General features: G+C 70.6%; 14 protein-coding genes. 6 read left to right on the forward strand and 8 right to left on the reverse strand.

The features are described from left to right. Positions 1 to 13: 13 nt before the first annotated feature. Complete coding sequence (sufB, locus tag ACYVC6_RS19325; RefSeq protein WP_460716084.1) at positions 14 to 1,432, reverse strand: Fe-S cluster assembly protein SufB; 1,419 nt, start codon at positions 1,430 to 1,432, stop codon at positions 14 to 16. Further along, entirely contained in the window at positions 1,429 to 2,139 is a 711-nt protein-coding gene (locus tag ACYVC6_RS19330; protein WP_460716085.1) for a helix-turn-helix transcriptional regulator, read from the reverse strand. The genes sufB and ACYVC6_RS19330 overlap by 4 nt, the downstream gene beginning before the upstream one ends. A gap of 146 nt (positions 2,140 to 2,285) precedes the next feature. On the opposite strand from ACYVC6_RS19330, the gene ACYVC6_RS19335 reads away from it, so the two are divergent. The 6 genes from ACYVC6_RS19335 (at position 2,286) to ACYVC6_RS19360 (ending at position 7,315) form a co-directional block, all read left to right on the forward strand. Beyond that, the gene (locus ACYVC6_RS19335) at positions 2,286 to 3,155 is read left to right on the forward strand and encodes a lysylphosphatidylglycerol synthase domain-containing protein (protein WP_460716086.1); all 870 of its coding nucleotides are present in this window, start codon (positions 2,286 to 2,288) and stop codon (positions 3,153 to 3,155) included. Positions 3,156 to 3,287: 132 nt separating this feature from the next. After that, positions 3,288 to 4,055: a phosphatase PAP2 family protein gene (locus ACYVC6_RS19340; RefSeq protein WP_460716087.1), complete on the forward strand. Its 768-nt coding sequence runs from the start codon at positions 3,288 to 3,290 to the stop codon at positions 4,053 to 4,055. Then, on the forward strand, positions 4,052 to 4,711 hold the full coding sequence (locus tag ACYVC6_RS19345; protein ID WP_460716088.1) for a glycerophosphodiester phosphodiesterase: 660 nt from the start codon (positions 4,052 to 4,054) through the stop codon (positions 4,709 to 4,711). Before ACYVC6_RS19340 ends, ACYVC6_RS19345 begins: the two co-directional genes overlap by 4 nt. A gap of 26 nt (positions 4,712 to 4,737) precedes the next feature. Then, entirely contained in the window at positions 4,738 to 5,670 is a 933-nt protein-coding gene (locus tag ACYVC6_RS19350; RefSeq protein WP_460716089.1) for an ABC transporter ATP-binding protein, read from the forward strand. Then, the gene (locus tag ACYVC6_RS19355) at positions 5,667 to 6,440 is read left to right on the forward strand and encodes an ABC transporter permease (protein ID WP_460716090.1); all 774 of its coding nucleotides are present in this window, start codon (positions 5,667 to 5,669) and stop codon (positions 6,438 to 6,440) included. The genes ACYVC6_RS19350 and ACYVC6_RS19355 overlap by 4 nt, the downstream gene beginning before the upstream one ends. Further along, the gene (locus ACYVC6_RS19360; protein ID WP_460716091.1) at positions 6,431 to 7,315 is read left to right on the forward strand and encodes a COX15/CtaA family protein; all 885 of its coding nucleotides are present in this window, start codon (positions 6,431 to 6,433) and stop codon (positions 7,313 to 7,315) included. The genes ACYVC6_RS19355 and ACYVC6_RS19360 overlap by 10 nt, the downstream gene beginning before the upstream one ends. Here the strand turns inward: ACYVC6_RS19360 and ACYVC6_RS19365 are convergent. The 6 genes from ACYVC6_RS19365 to ACYVC6_RS19390 all read right to left on the reverse strand — a co-directional run bounded on the left by ACYVC6_RS19365 (position 7,273) and on the right by ACYVC6_RS19390 (position 16,799). Beyond that, the gene (locus tag ACYVC6_RS19365) at positions 7,273 to 8,430 is read right to left on the reverse strand and encodes a glycosyltransferase family 4 protein (RefSeq protein ID WP_460716092.1); all 1,158 of its coding nucleotides are present in this window, start codon (positions 8,428 to 8,430) and stop codon (positions 7,273 to 7,275) included. The two genes, ACYVC6_RS19360 and ACYVC6_RS19365, sit on opposite strands and share 43 nt — an antisense overlap. Positions 8,431 to 8,440: 10 nt before the next feature. Then, positions 8,441 to 9,667 carry a glycosyltransferase family 4 protein gene (locus tag ACYVC6_RS19370; RefSeq protein WP_460716093.1) on the reverse strand — a complete coding sequence of 409 codons (1,227 nt, stop codon included), beginning with the start codon at positions 9,665 to 9,667 and terminating at the stop codon, positions 8,441 to 8,443. Positions 9,668 to 9,989: 322 nt separating this feature from the next. Next, positions 9,990 to 12,500 carry a hypothetical protein gene (locus tag ACYVC6_RS19375; protein ID WP_460716094.1) on the reverse strand — a complete coding sequence of 837 codons (2,511 nt, stop codon included), beginning with the start codon at positions 12,498 to 12,500 and terminating at the stop codon, positions 9,990 to 9,992. Continuing rightward, entirely contained in the window at positions 12,497 to 14,809 is a 2,313-nt protein-coding gene (locus ACYVC6_RS19380; protein ID WP_460716095.1) for a hypothetical protein, read from the reverse strand. Before ACYVC6_RS19380 ends, ACYVC6_RS19375 begins: the two co-directional genes overlap by 4 nt. Positions 14,810 to 14,841: 32 nt before the next feature. Then, positions 14,842 to 15,951, reverse strand: a complete 1,110-nt coding sequence (locus tag ACYVC6_RS19385) for a glycosyltransferase family 4 protein (RefSeq protein WP_460716096.1) — start codon at positions 15,949 to 15,951, stop codon at positions 14,842 to 14,844. A 20-nt stretch (positions 15,952 to 15,971) separates the two neighbouring features. Further along, a complete protein-coding gene (locus ACYVC6_RS19390; protein WP_460716097.1) occupies positions 15,972 to 16,799 on the reverse strand; it encodes a glycosyltransferase family 2 protein in 828 nt (275 codons plus the stop codon). Positions 16,800 to 16,884 lie beyond the last annotated feature (85 nt).

A 16,884-nucleotide genomic window follows, 5' to 3' on the forward strand; every position in this document is an offset into this window, starting at 1 on the left:
AGGGCTGTCAGCGTCAGCCGACAGCGCCCTCCATCTGCAGCTCGATGAGCCGGTTGAGCTCGAGCGCGTACTCCATCGGGAGCTCCTTGGCGATCGGCTCGATGAAGCCGCGCACGATCATCGCCATCGCCTCGTCCTGCTCCATGCCACGCGACATGAGGTAGAAGAGCTGGTCGTCGGACACCTTGGAGACCGAGGCCTCGTGGCCCATGGACACGTCGTCCTCGCGGATGTCGACGTAGGGGTAGGTGTCTGACCTGCTGATCTGGTCGACGAGCAGCGCGTCGCAGAGCACGTTGGACTTGGAGCCGTAGGCGCCCTCGTTCATCTGGATCAGGCCTCGGTAGGAGGTCCGCCCGCCACCGCGCGCCACCGACTTGCTCAGGATCGAGCTCGAGGTGTGCGGTGCCGCGTGCACCATCTTGGCGCCGGCGTCCTGGTGCTGGCCCTCGCCGGCGAATGCGACCGAGAGTGTCTCGCCCTTGGCGTGCTCGCCCATGAGGTAGATGGCGGGGTACTTCATCGTCACCTTCGAGCCGATGTTGCCGTCGACCCACTCCATGGTGGCCCCGGCCTCGCACGTCGCGCGCTTGGTCACGAGGTTGTAGACGTTGTTGGACCAGTTCTGGATGGTGGTGTAGCGGCAGCGGCCGCCCTTCTTGACGATGATCTCCACGACCGCGCTGTGCAGCGAGTCGCTGGAGTAGATCGGCGCCGTGCAGCCCTCGACGTAGTGCACGTAGGCGTCCTCGTCGACGATGATCAGCGTCCGCTCGAACTGGCCCATGTTCTCGGTGTTGATCCGGAAGTAGGCCTGGAGCGGGATGTCGACGTGCACGCCCTTGGGCACGTAGATGAACGAGCCGCCCGACCACACAGAGGTGTTGAGCGCGGCGAACTTGTTGTCACCGACCGGGATGACGGTCCCGAAGTACTCCCTGAAGAGCTCCGGCTGCTCGCGCAGCGCGGTGTCGGTGTCCAGGAACAGGACGCCCTGCTCCTCGAGGTCCTCGCGGATCGAGTGGTAGACGACCTCGGACTCGTACTGAGCCGCCACACCGGACACCAGGCGCTGCTTCTCCGCCTCGGGGATGCCGAGCTTGTCGTAGGTGTTCTTGATGTCCTCGGGGAGGTCGTCCCAGGTCGTCGCCTGCTTCTCACTGGAACGGACGAAGTACTTGATGTTCTCGAAGTCGATGCCCGACAGGTCCGAGCCCCAGGTCGGCATCGGCTTGCGATGGAACAGCTTGAGCCCCTTGAGCCGCAGGTCGAGCATCCACTGCGGCTCGCTCTTCTTCGCGGAGATGTCGCGGACGACCTCCTCGCTCAGTCCGCGCTTGGCGGCCGCGCCGGCGACGTCGCTGTCGGCCCAGCCGAACTGGTAGCGACCCAGTCCCTCGAGCTCGGGGTTGCGCTCCTCGATGGAGGTCAAGAGACCTTCTCCTTCTTCTTCGCGGGCTTGCTCGTGTGCGTGCTTGGAATGGGGGTGGCCGGGATGCACGTGGTGCACACCCCGTCACCGTGGGCGATCGTGGCGAGCCGCTGCACGTGCCGACCCAGCACGCGGCTGATCGCCTCGGTCTCGGCCTCGCACAGCTGCGGGAACTCGTGGGCGACGTGGGAGACCGGGCAGTGCTGCTGGCACAGCTGCTCCCCCGCACTCTGCGAGTTGACCAGGGGCAGGGCGCGTACGCCGGCGGCGTATCCCTCGTCGGTGAAGACCTGGGCCAGCACCTCGGCGGGGCTCAGGTGCGGGTTGGCGGTCGTGACCTCCTCGAACCGGTCCTCGATGAAGGCCACTCGCCGGTTGGCGAACTCGCGGACCGCCGTCTCCCCGCCGGTCTCGGCGACGAAGCGGAGCGCCTGTACGGCGAGGTCGTCGTACTGCTGGTCGAAGCCCTCGCGGCCGTGCTCGGTGAGAGCGAAGACCTTGGCCGGCCGGCCCCGGCCACGTCGCACCGGCGAGCGCGCCTCACGCGCCTCGACCGCGCCCTCCTCGAGCAGCTGGTCGAGGTGGCGGCGGACCGCGGCCGGAGTGAGGGCGAGGCGCTCACCGAGCGCGGCAGCGGTCGACGGGCCGTGCTCGAGGATCGACCGGGCCACGCGCTCCCGCGTGGGGTGGTCCGCCTCGAATATCACAACACCAGTGTGCCGTTAATGGCTCGAGCGCTTCAAGGAAGGCAACCCTAACCATCGCATTTCGGGGTTCCGCGACCACGAGTTGCAGCCACCCCGGACAATGGGGGTAACCCCGCAGTTCTTCCCCTCCCCAAGGATCCACCTTCGTGCTCTCCCGTATCCGTGCCGTGCTGGGATCGCGCGTCGTGCTCGTCCTCGGCGTGCTGGTGAGCCTCCTGGTCCCCGTGCTCACCCTCCCGCAGCTCCCCCACGTCACCGTCTGGCCGCTGCTCCTCGGCCTGCTGCCGTGGGTCGTCGGCAAGTACCTGCTGTGCCCCCTCCGCTGGCGGGCACTCACCGACGCCGCACTGTCCCGCCGCTGGCACGTGCGCGCCTACGCCGAGTCCGAGCTCCTGGGACTGCTCACCCCCGGTCACGTCGGCGCGGACCTGTGGCGGCTGCACCGGCTCAGGCGAGCCGGTCTCGGCCGTGGCGACGCGGTCCTCAGTGTCGGCGCCGACCGGCTCGTGGGCGCGCTCGGGCTGGCCGCTTTCGTCGCCTTCGCCGGCACCGCGCTGCCGTTGACCCTGGTCCTCCCGCTCGCGGGAGTCTCGTTGGCCGCCATCGTGGCGGTCCTCGTGCTGCGCAAGGTCCGCCCGGGGCTGCTCCCGAGCCGACCGCTGCCACCCCCGCGCGCCCTCGCGCATGCCCTGGTGCTGTCCGCGGGCTACCAGCTCTCCATCGCCGCGCTGCTGGTGGGCACGATCGCAGCGACCGGCCACACCCTCTCGCCCCTCACCGTCCTCGGCGCCTTCGGCGCCAGCCAGCTCGCCGGGGTCCTTCCGGGACCGCACGGCGCCAGCCCTCGCGACGGGGCGCTGGTGGTGGGTCTGGTCGCGGCGGGCGTCCCGTGGACGGCAGCCGCCGCGGCGGTCACGCTCAAGGCAGCCCTCGCCTGGCTGCCCGCGCTCAGCCTGGGAGGTGTGAGCCTGCTGGTCACCCGGAGGCAGCGCGCCATGACCCCAGCCCTCGCCTGACGTCGCCTCGGCCCGGGGGTCGGTGGTCCCCAGGATCGGGACCTTATTCCGTCGCGCTCCCCGCGAGTTTGGGGCAGCGTCAGTATCGAGACCTAACAGCACGCTCGCGCCGAGGGACGAGGAGGTCTGTGGATGCTGCTGCCTCGCGCGGTCGCGCTCCGGCACCGCCGCGTCCGCTGGGTGCTGTGGCAGGCGCTCATCGTCGCCTCAGGGGTGTTCTTCTACTTCCAGGTGCGTGGGCTCACCGCCGCAGATCCGGACACCGCCGTCGACCACGCCCACGACCTCATCCGGTTCGAGCACGCCCTGGGAATCGACGTCGAGGCGGCCGTTCAGGACGCAGTCGCGCCCTCCGAGGCGTTCGTGACCTTCGCAAACTGGATCTACATCTGGGGGCACTGGCCGGTCATCATCGCGACGATGCTCTGGCTCGCCTGGCGACACCGGGAGGTCTTCCTCCGACTCCGGGACGCCATGCTGGTCTCCGGCGGCCTCGGGCTGGTCGTCTTCGTCACCTACCCGGTCGCCCCGCCGCGACTGGTGGACCAGGACCTGGTCGACACGGTGACGGAGCGCTCCTCCGCCTACCGCTACCTCCAGCCGCCCAACTTCGTGAACCAGTACGCCGCGATGCCGAGCCTGCACGCCGGTTGGGACCTGCTCGTCGGCATCTCGATAGCCGGTGCCGGCACGGTCCTGGCGGTCCGTCTCATCGGGTGGATCCTGCCCCTGCTCATGGCGTTCGCGGTCGTCGCCACCGCCAACCACTACCTCGTCGACGTGGTGGCCGGGGTCGCCCTGGCCCTCTTCGGGCTGGCCGTCGCGATCGCCCTCGAGCGACGCCGCGGTCTTCGATCGCCGTCGCCCGTCCGGGCGAGCCGAGCCCGGGCGGGCCCATGACCCTGCTCGCGATCGCCCACCGGGCCGGCAACTCCCTCGCGGGCCTGCATGCGGCCAACCTCCTGGGAGCCGACGTCATCGAGTGCGACGTCCACGCCCACCGCGGCCGTCTCGAGGTCCGCCACCTGAAGACCGCCGGTCCCCTGCCGTTCCTCTGGGACACCTGGGAGTTGGCGTCCGCCTCCGCGCCACGGCTCGGCCTCCAGGAGCTGCTCGACGCCGAGCACCGCGGGACCACGTTCATGCTCGACCTGAAAGGCCGCCGGGCCTCCACCGGCCGCGCCGTCGCCGAGCTGCTGCACTCCTGGGCGCCCGCGCATGACGTCCTCGTGTGCGGACGCTTCTGGGCCAACGTGGACACGGTGGCCGCTCTCGGCTTCGTGCGTCCGGTCCTCTCGGCACGCAACCGCGCCGAGCTCGCCGCGCTCCGCCGCCGACTCCGAGCCGGCGGCCCGGGGACGCCGTACGGTGTCTCGGTCCACGCCTCGCTGCTCGACGAGCCGGTCGTGGCGATGCTGCGTGACCACGTGGAGGTGGTGATGACCTGGCCGGTCGACGATCTGCCGACGCTGGACCGTGTCGTCGGTCTCGGCGCGAACGGCCTGATCACCAACGAGCCGGAGATCCTCACCGAGGTACGCCGCCGGGCCGGCTGATCCGCCCGGCTCCTACACTCGCCAGCGTGTCCGAGCCCGCCGTCTCCGTCGACGGGCTGGTGATGCGCTACGGCGACAACGTCGCCGTCGACGGCCTGTCGCTGACCGTGGAGCCGCACACCATCACCGCCGTCCTCGGGCCCAACGGCGCGGGCAAGACCACCACGCTGGAGACCTGCGAGGGCTACCGGACCCCACAGTCCGGGTCGGTCCGGGTGCTGGGCCTCGACCCGGTCCGCGAAGCCCGGGCGCTGCTCCCCCGGATAGGCGTGATGTTGCAGGAGGGCGGCGCCTGGAGCGGAGCCCGCGCCGACGAGATGCTGAGGCACATCGCCGCGCTGCACGCGCACCCGCTCGAGGTCTCCATGCTGACCGAGCGGCTCGGTCTGGCGGAATGCGGCCGGACGCCCTACCGTCGGCTCTCCGGCGGCCTCAAGCAGCGGCTGGGGCTGGCGATGGCGCTGGTCGGCCGGCCCGAGGTCGTGTTCGTCGACGAGCCGACCGCGGGACTGGACCCCGCGGTCCGGCGCGATGTCTGGGCGATCATGGAGGAGCTGCGCGCGGACGGTGTGACGGTGGTCCTGACGACTCACTACATGGACGAGGCCGAGCGGCTCGCCGACCGGATCCACATCATCGACCGGGGCCGAATGGTGGCCAGCGGCTCACCGATCGAGCTGACCCGTGGCGGCCGGACCTCGAGCATCCGCCTGGTCGTGACCAGGCCGTTCCCGCCCGGCGCCCCCGAGTCCCTGAAAGCGGCGCTCGGAGAGCACATCGAGGTGGTGGTCATCGACGAGCTGAGCCTGCTCGTCACCGGACTCGCAGACGCCTCCACCCTGGCCCGGGTGTCGCACTGGTGCGAGGACAACGAGGTCCTCCCGGAGTCCCTGACGCTGGGCACGCGCACCCTCGAGGACGTGTTCCTCGAGGTCACCGGTCGCGAGCTCGCCACATGACGGGCACCTTCACCCCCATGCCGGGCGCGGCGTCGTTGCCGCGGATGGTCCTGACCCAGGCGCGCATGGAGTCGCGGCTGATGCTCCGCAACGGCGAGCAGCTGCTGATCGCGATCGTGATCCCGCTGATCGTCCTGGTCGGCCTGGTGAGCGCCGCCGACTCGCTGGGACTCGACTACGACGACCCCGTGGTCGACGTGGTCACGCCCGGGGTGCTGGCCCTGGCCGTGCTGTCCACGGCGTTCACCTCGCTGGCGATCGCGACCGGTTTCGAGCGTCGCTACGGCGTGCTCAAGCGGCTCGGCACCTCGCCGCTCCCCCGCGCCGGCCTGCTCGCCGGGAAGATCCTGGCGCTGCTGCTCGTCGAGCTCCTCCAGGTCGCCGTCATCTCGGTGACTGGCGCGCTGCTGGGCTGGTCGCCCTCGCCCGGCGTCGCGGGCCTCGTCGGTGCGGCGCTCGCGGTCCTGGTCGGCACCGCCGCCTTCGCGTCCCTCGGGCTCCTGGTCGCCGGCACCCTGCGCGCCGAGGCGACCCTCGCGATGGCCAACCTGGTCTACCTGCTCCTGCTGGTCGGCGGCGCGGTCGTCCTGCCCGCCGCGGCGTACGGCGGTTTCGGCGAGGTCGCGACCTGGCTGCCGTCCGGGGCGCTGGGCGAGGCGATGCGCGAGGCGCTGCTGAAGGGCAGCCTCGCGGGACGCGACCTAGCGGTTCTGGGCGGCTGGGCGGCCCTGGGTGCGGTGACCGCGTCGAGGACGTTCTCGTGGGAGTGAACCGCTGGCTCCGCCCCGCGGCCTGGGCCACGTTGGTCGCCAACGTCGGCATCGTGCTGACCGGGGGCGCGGTCCGGCTCACCGGTTCGGGGCTCGGCTGCCCCACGTGGCCGCGGTGCACGGATGAGTCCTATGTGCCGCACGGCGAGCTCGACTACCACTCGGCCATCGAGTTCGGGAACCGCACCCTGACCTTCGTGCTGACCGCAGTGGCCGTCGCGACGTTCGTCGCGGGCTGGCGCACCGGACGTCGCGACGTCCGGATCCTGGTGACCGTCCTCGCGCTGGGCATCCCGGCTCAGGCGGTGATCGGCGGCGTCACCGTGCTGACGGACCTCAACCCGTGGGTCGTGGCGTTCCACCTTTTGGTGTCCCTGGCGATCATCGGGCTGGCGGTGCGCCTGCTCATGTCGCTGGACGAGCCACTCCCACAGCCGCACGACGACCGGGTCACCACCCTGGCCTGGGTGGTCTTCGCCGGTGCCTGGGTGGTCCTCTACGTCGGCACGGTGGTCACCGGCTCGGGCCCACACGCAGGCGACGAGGACGCGGTGCGCACCGGACTCGACCCGGGGAACATGAGCCGGCTGCACGCCGACCTGGTGTTCCTGTTCGTGGGGCTGACCGTCGGCCTGCTGTTCACGCTGCTCGCCACCGGTTCCCGGCCGGGCGCCGTGCGTGCCGTCGGCTGGCTGCTCGGCCTCGAGGTCGCTCAGGGTGCGGTCGGCTTCGTCCAGTACGCGACCGACCTGCCGGTCGTCCTGGTCGGCCTGCACCTGCTCGGAGCCGCGCTGATCTCGGCAGCGGCCACGTGGGCGCTGCTCGAGGTCCGTCACCCTCGCGCCGCGAGAGCGGCTGAGATCACCTCGCCGTAGAGCACGCGGGTGGCGTCCCAGTCGTGCGGGGCGGAGAACTCCTGGCCGACGAGCCCGGCGGCCCGCAGGATCCCGTCGCGGAGTGACTCGGGGTCCCTGGGCGCCACGAACACCGCACCGCCGTAGGAGGAGGCCGCCTCGACCAGTCCCCCGACGGAGGTGACCACGACGGGCAGACCGTAAGCCATCGCGACCTGCAGGGGTCCGCTCATCGAGGACCGGTGGTAGGGCAGCACGACGATGTCCGCGCCACGGAAGTAGGCGTCGACCTCGTCGTCCTGGACGTAGCGGTTGACGAACGTGATCCGGTCCCGCCGGGGGCTCGCCGCGATGAGCTCGGTGGGCAGGGTGTGCCCCTCCCACGTCTCGCCCACAACGGTCAGCCAGAACCGCTCCGCCTGGTCGTCCGGGATGGCCTCGAACGCCCGGACCAGGTCCTCGACGCCCTTGAACGGCCGGATGATCCCGAAGTACAGCATGGCCAGCACACCCTCCGGCGCCTCCCGGTGCACCTCGTCGGCAGCGTTCGTGTAGTTGTCGTAGCTGGCGTGCGGCACCACATGGAAGGCGTCCACCGGCAAGCCGAACCGGTGCGCGATCAGGTCCCTGTCGAACTCGGAGTGCACGACGTACTGGTCGGCCATCCGGAACAGCCGGGGGGCCAGCAGGTTGACGTACCTGCTGAAGAGGGCGACCCGGTCCTCGCCCGTGTCCAGCGACTCGTGGAACTCGATGACCACGCGGGCGCCGCGGCGGCGGGCGGCGATCGCCAGGGCCAGGAAGGTGTGCAGGACGGTGCCGGTCCACCACTGGAGCACGAGGACGTCGGGCCTCTCCCGACGCAGGAACCGCAGAGCCCCCAGCATGCTGGGGAGCCAGAACCAGTCGACGCCGTCGTAGGTCCGGACGCCGTCCGGCATCGCGATGGTGCTGATCTCCGCGCCGACCCGGCCCCTGCCCGGGTAGAGGAAGCGCGGCAGCAGCCGGCGCATCAGCACCGCGGACACCCGGACGTCGCCGGCGAGGGCACCGGCCAGGCCGAAGGTGTAGTAGGTGATCCCGCTCAGGAACCGGGTTCCCGGGCCCACGATGCACACCCGCGGGCCGCTGTTCACCCGCGTCAACCTAGTGGTCGTCGCGGTAGCGGGAGTGCAGGTCCCCGTAGATGCCGGTGAACGTGTCCGCCACCGCGCTCTGCAGGTAGGGCTGGACCCGGACGCGTGCCCCCGCCGCAAGTCGGTCCCTCAACCCGGGTTCCGCGACCAGCCGGCTGAGTGCCGCCTCGGTGGCCTCGACGTCCCCGGGTCCCACCACCAACGCGGACTCGCCGTCGGTGACCATGTCGGCGATGCCACCCATGGGCGTGGTCACCAGCGGGGTGCCCAGCGCCATCGCCTCGAGCACGGTCGTCGGGCACGGGTCGGGCCACACGCTGGGGAGGACCGCCCCGAGCGCGTGCTGGAAGCCGGAGACGACCCGCTCGTGGGCCCACTTGTCACCGAAGTGGACGTCCTGCGAGACCTCGCCGAGCGGCGTGGAGGGGTTGCCGACCAGCATGAGTGCCGGCCTGCTGCGAGGGTCGAGACGCTGGTGCGCCGCCAGCAACGTCGGGACGCCCTTCTGGGCACTCAGGTCACCGGCGAAGAACAGGTAGTCCCCCGGGGGCAGTGCCGGATCCCGCTCGGCGACCGGACGGACCGTCAGCGAGTCCGGGACGAAGTTGGGAACGGTCCGCCACGTCACTCCCTGGTCGTCGAGCTGGTTGGCCCGGCCCACGAACGTGCTCACGGGGGTGAAGAGGTCGACGAGCCGGTTGCGCACCGGCCGGCCGGTCGCGACGAGCGCCTGGATGGCCGGTCCGCGACCCGCGCCGTACCAGTCGGTCGTGCACTCGAAGCACTTCCGCGGTGCCGGACCGGAGCAAGGCTCCTCGTGGTACATCAGCCGCTTGGTCGGACACAGGTGGCTGTAGTCGTGGAGTGAGTAGACGAGCGGCAGTCGTCGTGCCGAGGGCAGCGGCAGGTAGGAGTTGATGATCCAGTTGTGTGCGTGCACGATGTCCGGCTGGACGTGGCGCACCACACGCGCCAGCGCGCGGACGACCAACGGGTCCGGCACGGGCAATGCCAGCGGCCGATCTGCGGTCGGGTAGAGCGCGGGCATCTTCGCACCCACGTTGGCCAGCGGGTGCACCGTGACGCCGGGGTCGTGTTCCGGCTCTGTGCCGACGTCGAGACAGGCGACGTGCACCTCGTGCCCGCGACGCGCGAGCTCGCTCGACAGGTTGCGCACATGGCGCTCCTCACCGCCGATGACGGGAGGGTAGAACTGGGCGAGCTGGAGGACCCTCACGTACGGCTGAGGGCTAGGACTGCCGGCGCAGGTGGCGGTCCGCCTTCCGGAACCGGGCACACGGGCAGAGCGCGCAGTCGGTGCCCCGGCGGTAGTGCTCGTGCGCGCCCTCGATGTGACCGCACTGACAGGCCCTGCCGGTCGCCACCGGGGCGCCCGTCGACGGGCCGCTCGCCCCTGCGTCCGAGGCGTGCTCTTCCGCCGGGGGGACGAAGTGCGTGGCCGCCACCCGGACTCACCTCCTGACGCAACCCGAGTGCCTTCACCTCGAAGTCTGGCACCACGAGGAAGCCCGCGCGTGGAGAACGGAGAAAATCGTTGGTCACTCTGGGGTGCCGCCGCTCCACGCCACCAGAGCGTCGTAGGTCTCGGTCGGCTCGCCCGCCTTGTCGAGGAGGGTCCAGGGCGACGGGTCCCACGGGTTGGGGTGGAAGGCATACCACGAGAACGCGCCGACATAGCTGCGGCAGGCGGCGAGATCCAGCGCGGAGGTGAGGTAGGCAGCCCGCGTGGCGTCGTCGACGCCCGCGGAGTGCTGGGTGCCGGTCGTGGAGTAGCCGAACAGGGTGATGTAGATCGACAGGTCCCCGTCGCCGTGCTGGACCATGATGTCGCGCAGGGTCTCGAAGCCCAGGAAGTTGCCGTCGACCTGTCCGTAGGGCTCGACCGTGTAGATCTGACCCTCGTCGTAGGCCTCCGGTGCGGCGCCGCCGTTGAACGGCTCCACGCCGAGCATGTCGAACGGGGTGCCCTCGAGCCCGAGGGTTTCGAAGGCGTCGTACATCTCTTGGAGGAAGCCGATGTCGTTGCCGCGCAACCCGCCTGCGATCACCTGGACATCCGGGGAGGCGGAGTGGATCGCCCGGGAGCTGACGTCGAGAAGCCGGGCGAACTCCACCGGGTCCGGGCCGGTCGGCCAGTAACGCTGGGAGTTGGGTTCGGTCCAGACCTCGACGTAGCCGACCTTGCCGTCGACGTGCCGCATGACGTCGCGGACGAAGGTCTCCCAGCGGGCCAGCTCGGCGTCGCTGCGGGGTGCCTGACGGGCACCGACCGGGTCCTCGTCGAGGGCCCAGCGCGGCGTCCAGGTCATCCGCAGCTTGACCTCGAGCCCGGCCTCGCGGGCCAGGTCGACGACACGGTCGAGGTTTTCGAACCGGTAGGCGCCTTCCTCGGTCGGTTTGAGCGCTTTGAACGAGGCCGATGTCGAGATGATCCCGGCACCTGCAGCCCGGGCCTTCTGGACCAGCGTGCGCACCTGGGCGACGGAGAGCTGGGCGGGCCTCTGGTTGCCTCGGGAGGCCTGGATCCCGAGGTCGATCATCGGCCCGGGACTCGAATCGGTGCGAGCGCAGGCGTCGGGGTCCTCGGTGGTGCCGGTGGTCGTGGCATCCGCGGACGGCCCTGCAGGTCCCGGGCCGGCATCCGAGCCACGGGTCGAGGCCCAGACCCCGACGGACACGACCAGGGCCACGATCGCGACCATGGCGACGACGGACGGCGACGTACGACCTGTCTCGGCACGCTGTCGCAACGAGATCGGGGACTGCCAGTGCAGCCCGCCGAAGGCCTCGCGGAGCCATGGGGTGGCCAGCAGGGCCTCGACCGCCATGGCGATGAGCCACCCCACGCACAGCCCGACCGCACCGCCTGCGACTGCACCGATCGTGGCGCCCGTGACCTCGATGAGCAGGGCTGAACCGGCCAGCTTGGTCGCCAGCCCGAAGCGCCGCTGCGAGCGCCAGAGCGCCACGAGGTGGTCCTTGAAGCACATCCAGAGTCCGGCGGGCACCAGGAGCGCGAGGATCTTCCACGACTCGGAGGCGTAGTCCCCTCCGAAGATGCGCAGTACGGGTTCGCCGAGCAGCCAAGCGCCGACGCAGAGCGTGGCACTCAGCAGCAACGAAGCGGGCAGTGTCTTCTCCATGCTCTTGCGAAACTCCTCGGTCGAGACGTTGGCGCCGTGAGCGAACAGGGCGATCGCTAGAAGGTACGGCGGAAGGAACACGAACGTCGCCATCAGCCAGGCGATCGCGAACTCCGCGTTGGGCACCGAGGCGAGTGTGACACCCGCGACCACCGGGACCATCTGCGACGCAGACGCCAACGACAGGCTGAGCGCGTGGTTGCGCAGGGCAGGGCCGCGGAAGGTCGCCAGGTCGCTGCGCAGCGAGGGGCTGGAGACGTCGCCGGCGGCCCGCCTCGGCAGCCGCAACCGCCACAGCGCGAACGGCACCGAGATCACCAGGGGCAGCACCCAGCACACCTGGAGTACGTGGGCATCGGTGAGGCCGAGGGCCAGCAGGCCTGCGGTGATCGGGAAGCGGAGGCTGGAGGCGAGCAGGTTGCGATGCACCTGCACAGACGACTTCTTCACACCCAGCGCGGCCTCGTCGGCCACGATCGACCAGGCGGCCGCGACAACCCCGACGACGAAGGTCACGGCCCCGATCGGGTCACCGAGCGCCTCCCTCAGGTTCGTGGTGAACAGCGGGCTCAGGGCGACCAGCACCGACCCGAGGCCGGCCGACGACACCATGACCACGAGGAGGCCACGGAGGACCAGCTGCCGCTGACGGTGTGGCGCGTGCAGGGGCAGGTCGGAAATGAGCACGGTCCCGATGCCGAGCACGGTCACGATGCCCAGGAGGGTCTGGGCGCTGATCGCGGCCGCCGCCACTCCGACCTCGTGCGCGTCGACCAACCGGGCCGCCAGCACCCAGAAGACCAGCCCGAGCACGGCCCCCACGACCTGCGCGGTCAGCAGGGAGCGGAACGGCGACCAGATGCCACCCTCTCCCCCGCCCCGGAACGGGCTCGCGAGCCGCCTCACGAGCCACCTCCGCCGAGCGGCGCAAGCAGCGGTGTCCCCTGCATGAGGCCGTGATAGGCCGAGAGCAACGCCAGGGCGACGCAGGCCAGTCCCAGCGCCCCGATCACGCCGCCCCAGAGCCACGACTCGCGGGTCCACCTGCTCGGCAGGGGCTCCGGGTCGGTGCTCAGGCGCAGCAGGATGTAGAACAGGACCCCCGCGGCGACGGCGCCGGCCAGCGGGGTGAAGCCCAGCGGTACGCCGATGGCACCGAGCGCCATGGCCGCCGGGAGGAAGAGCGCGAACCGCCAGGCGTCAGGGGCCCGGAAGCGGCGGAAGTGGAGCAGGTTCCGCCGCAGGACCACCCCGACGAGCACCAGCAGCGCGGCCAGTCCCACCTGCCAGGGAACCCACGCACCAGGCAGCCCCGGGTCGGGCCGGTCCTCGAACGGCGCCGGCACCCCTCGCAGCTCGCGGACGTCGTAGACCCTCACCGGGCCGTCGAGCACGAGGTCGAACCCCGGCTGGTCCTCGAACTTCTGCACCATCGCGGCGGTCACCGTGGCGGCCTCCGCGCCGTAGCCGGCGCAACCCTCGTAGAAGCAGCCGGACTTCTGCGTCTGGCCCACCAGCCGGGTGTCGACGACGACGAAGTCGACTTCGTTGCGCAGGATCAGCTCGAGGGAGAACTGGTTCATCGACTCGGAGATGAACATCGGGGTGACGCTCTCGAAGCCCGCCGGCTGGGTGACGGCGGTGACGTCGGCGAAGTTGGGGATGAGCCTGCTGAAGGTGAAGTCAGCGGCGACCGTCGAGCCGTCCGGCAGGTGCTTGCCCGACCACTTGGCCACCGCGACCGTGGTCTCGTCGATCGAGCGCTGCTCGGCGCCGGCCAGGAACGGGCCGGGCACCCGCTGCCAGTCAGGGCCGCTCCCGATGATCGTCCCGCCCAGGACCAGCACCAGCGCCGACGGGACCACCACCGTGCGGACCGCGGTCACGTTGGCGGCCGCCCAGGCGCCGACGACCAGAGCCATGGCCATGAAGACGAACGTCGAGGCGCGGTCGCCGATCTCGCCGGCTGCCGTCGAGAACCGGGACGCCTGCAGCGCCGGGAACGCCAGCGCGACCAGCAGCGGGACGTAGCGGGCCCGGGTCGCCCCGATGGAGCCACCTCGCCAGGCGCGCCAGCCGGCCGGCAGGAGCAGCAGGCACCAGAGCACCACCGAGGCAGCCATCACCGCGGTCTCCCACTGCGGAGCGGCGGACCCGTCGCCGGCGACGCCGATGGTTCGAGACGTCCCGCCCGCGAGGACGGTGGAGAGCTGGTCGGTCGCCTCCCTGAAGATGGGGCGCAGGTAGTCGATGAGCAGCGGCGCGATCACCGCGGTCCACGCGGCGACCGCCGCGGTTGCCAGCTCGGCGGTCACGAGCGTGAGCTGGAACCGGCGCCGCTCCCCGCCCCACCAGAAGAAGAAGGCCAGCACCCACAGTGTCGCCAGCGTGATCCAGCTGGTCAGGTGGTGCGTGACCGCGAGTGCCGCCAGGCACATCTGTGCGGTCACCAGCAGCGTCCATGGCCGTTCGACGGGGCTGTCGAACGCGCGGGTCAGGAGGTAGAACGCCGCCATCACCATGGCGATGGCCACCGTCTGGTACGAGAACTGGGCGTTGAAGAAGTAGAACTGCGTGCTCGCGGCGTAGACCAGGACGGCGAAACCGCCCGCGGTGGTCGACCGGCCGACCCGGCTGGCCAGCAGGAAGAGCGCCGTGACGAACGTGATCCGTGCGGTCGCCACCACGATGACCTGGCATGCGAACAGAGGCAGCCCGGTCAGCCAGTGGATCCCCGCGGTGGCCAGCTCGAGCCCAGGGAAGTGGGGCGAGACCGGCAGCATGCTGTTGACCTGGAAGAACTCGGCGTGCTCGATCAGGTCGACCAGGGTGGTCACGTGCAGGTTCTCGTCGAACCGGGTGGACATGACCGGGTTGGAGAGCAGCCACGACGCGTAGACGACCAGGGTCAGCGCCAAGGACGCTCCGAGGCGTTGGTGGGCGCTGCGGCCCTCGAGCACGAGCAGCGCGGCGAAGGGCGAGATGATGAGGCCGAAGCCGACGTACCAGAGCACGATGGCCGTGCCGTCGTCCCCGGCCCAGCCGAGGCTGTAGCCGACGACCTGCACGAAGAGGCCGACCAGGGACACGAGGATCGCGATGGTCTCGGGGCGGCGCGCGACCCAGTCGGGGAGGCCGCTGGCGGTCGACTGGTCCGCCGAGCCACCGGAGCTGTGCCCTACGGGCACCTCCGGCTCGCGCAGCGCCCTCGGCATGCCCGTCTCCTCCGGGTCGCGGTGGAACAGGATCAACCAGCCTGCTCTACGTTCTTGACGATCGAGTCGTAAGTATCCGCCACACCAGCAACACACGTCTCCCAAGTGGGCAAGGTGGACGGATCGGGTAGCACCGGGTCCTCGAGCTGGCGTGCGATCGCCGCGGCCGTCTCCTCCGGCGTCGCGTGCTGGTCGACGCCGACCACCCACCCCAGGTCGGCAAGCTCGGTGAGGCCCGAGGTGCGGCTGACCACGGCCGGGGTGCCCGCGGTGAGGGCCTCCATGACCGACACCGGATGGGCCTCGTAGTCACTCAGCAGGGTCATCACACTGGCGGACGCCATCCGCTCCCCCATCAGTGCCCGGTCCACGGGTGGGATGAACTCCACGCTGACGCGGTCGCCCACACCCAGGGACCTCGCGAGCGCGAGCAGCTCGTCCTCGTAGGGTCCGCTGCCCAGCACCTGCACGTGCGCGTCGGGATGGGTCTTGAGCAGGTGCGGCAGCGCCTCGATGGCTCGGTGGTGGCCCTTGTAGCGCTCGACCCGTCCGACGCTGACGATGCGTCCCGGCACTCGCTCGACCGACTCGTCCACGGCGGGCAAGGACCCGCCGTTGCGGATGACCGTGATCGTGCCCGGTGGCCAGCCCAGCACCTCGTCGAAACGGTGGCCCTCGTAGACCGAGACCCCGACCAGTCGCTCCGCACGGCGCAGCAGCGGGGCGAGGATGCGCCACTGGGTGCTGCGCGCCCGCTCCCGGAACGCACTGGAGTTGCCCCCGGTGTGGAATGTCAGCAGATAGGGGCGACGGCGGAGCAGCGCCGCGAGCATGGCCATCGGCGGCACCAGGGTGTGGACCCCCTGCACGTGCACGAGGTCGTAGTCCGCGCGCAGCGCCGCGAGGAACAGGCCGGGGCTGAAGTACCAGTCCCGCGAGGCCGGATAGGCGCGGAAACGCCGGATCGTGTAGCCACCGGCGGTGCGCTCGACCTTCGGGAGCGTCCCGCTTCGGTCGGTCGTCAGGATCTCGAGCTGGTAGCCATGTGCGACCAGCCGTCCGGCGACCTCGGCGACGTGGGACTCGATGCCCCCGATCTCCGGCTGACAACGCGTCGCGATCATCCCGACGCGTAACCCCATCCCGTCAGGATGCCAGAGGTTCAAGACGCCAGGGGGGCAGTGCTCCGCGAGACGTTGTGAGCGATGACCGCGCGCGACCGTGCGTACTCGGTGCGGAGCGTGCGCAGCACGCGCAGCCCGTCGGAGACGGCCCGAAGGTTGCTCGTCCCGTGGATGCGGTCGCGCTCGACGCTGGGCACCTCGGCGATCGACACCCCGGCGGCGGCGAAGCGACAGTTGATGAGTGTCTCGATCTCGAAGCCGTCGCCCCAGAGCATCCCGATCTCGCTCGGCACCACGAGCTCGTGGTCCGGCAGATCCAGGAGCGGGATCAGGTCGGCCCAGAACGCGTTGTAGCCGTAGCAGAGGTCGGTGAAACGGGTCCGGAAAGACACGTTCATGAGGGTGTTGAGGAACTTGTTGCCGACATTGCGGATCGGTGTGATGTCGGAGCTGCCGCCTCCGGGGCAGAAGCGCGAGCCCTTGGCGAAGTCGGCACCGCTGACCAGCACCTCCACGAACAGCGGGATCTCCGCCGGATCCGCCGAACCGTCCGCGTCGAACATCACGACGATGTCACCGGTGACCTGTGCGAACCCGGCGGCCAGCGCGTTGCCCTTTCCGCGGCGGAGCTGACGCACCACCTGGATGCCGGGCAGGGTCGCCTGGGCGGCCTCGACCGTGCCGTCGACCGACCCACCGTCCACGAGGATCACCTCGTGGACCGGCGGCAGCGTCGGCAGGACGGCCTCGAGGTTTCGAGCCTCGTTGAGTGCCGGCACCACGATGCTGATCCGCGGCTGCCGAGACCGGCGCCCACGCAGATGTCCGAACGGGTCGCGCTGCCCGCGCGACATCCCCACTGTCATTGCTGATTACCCCCCATAGGTAGGGAGGTCAGGCGCTGACCCCCCAGTCAGCGTCGGCACGTCTCGGGGGAGCACCCGACACGTG

It is taken from the genome of Nocardioides dilutus, assembly GCF_054779555.1.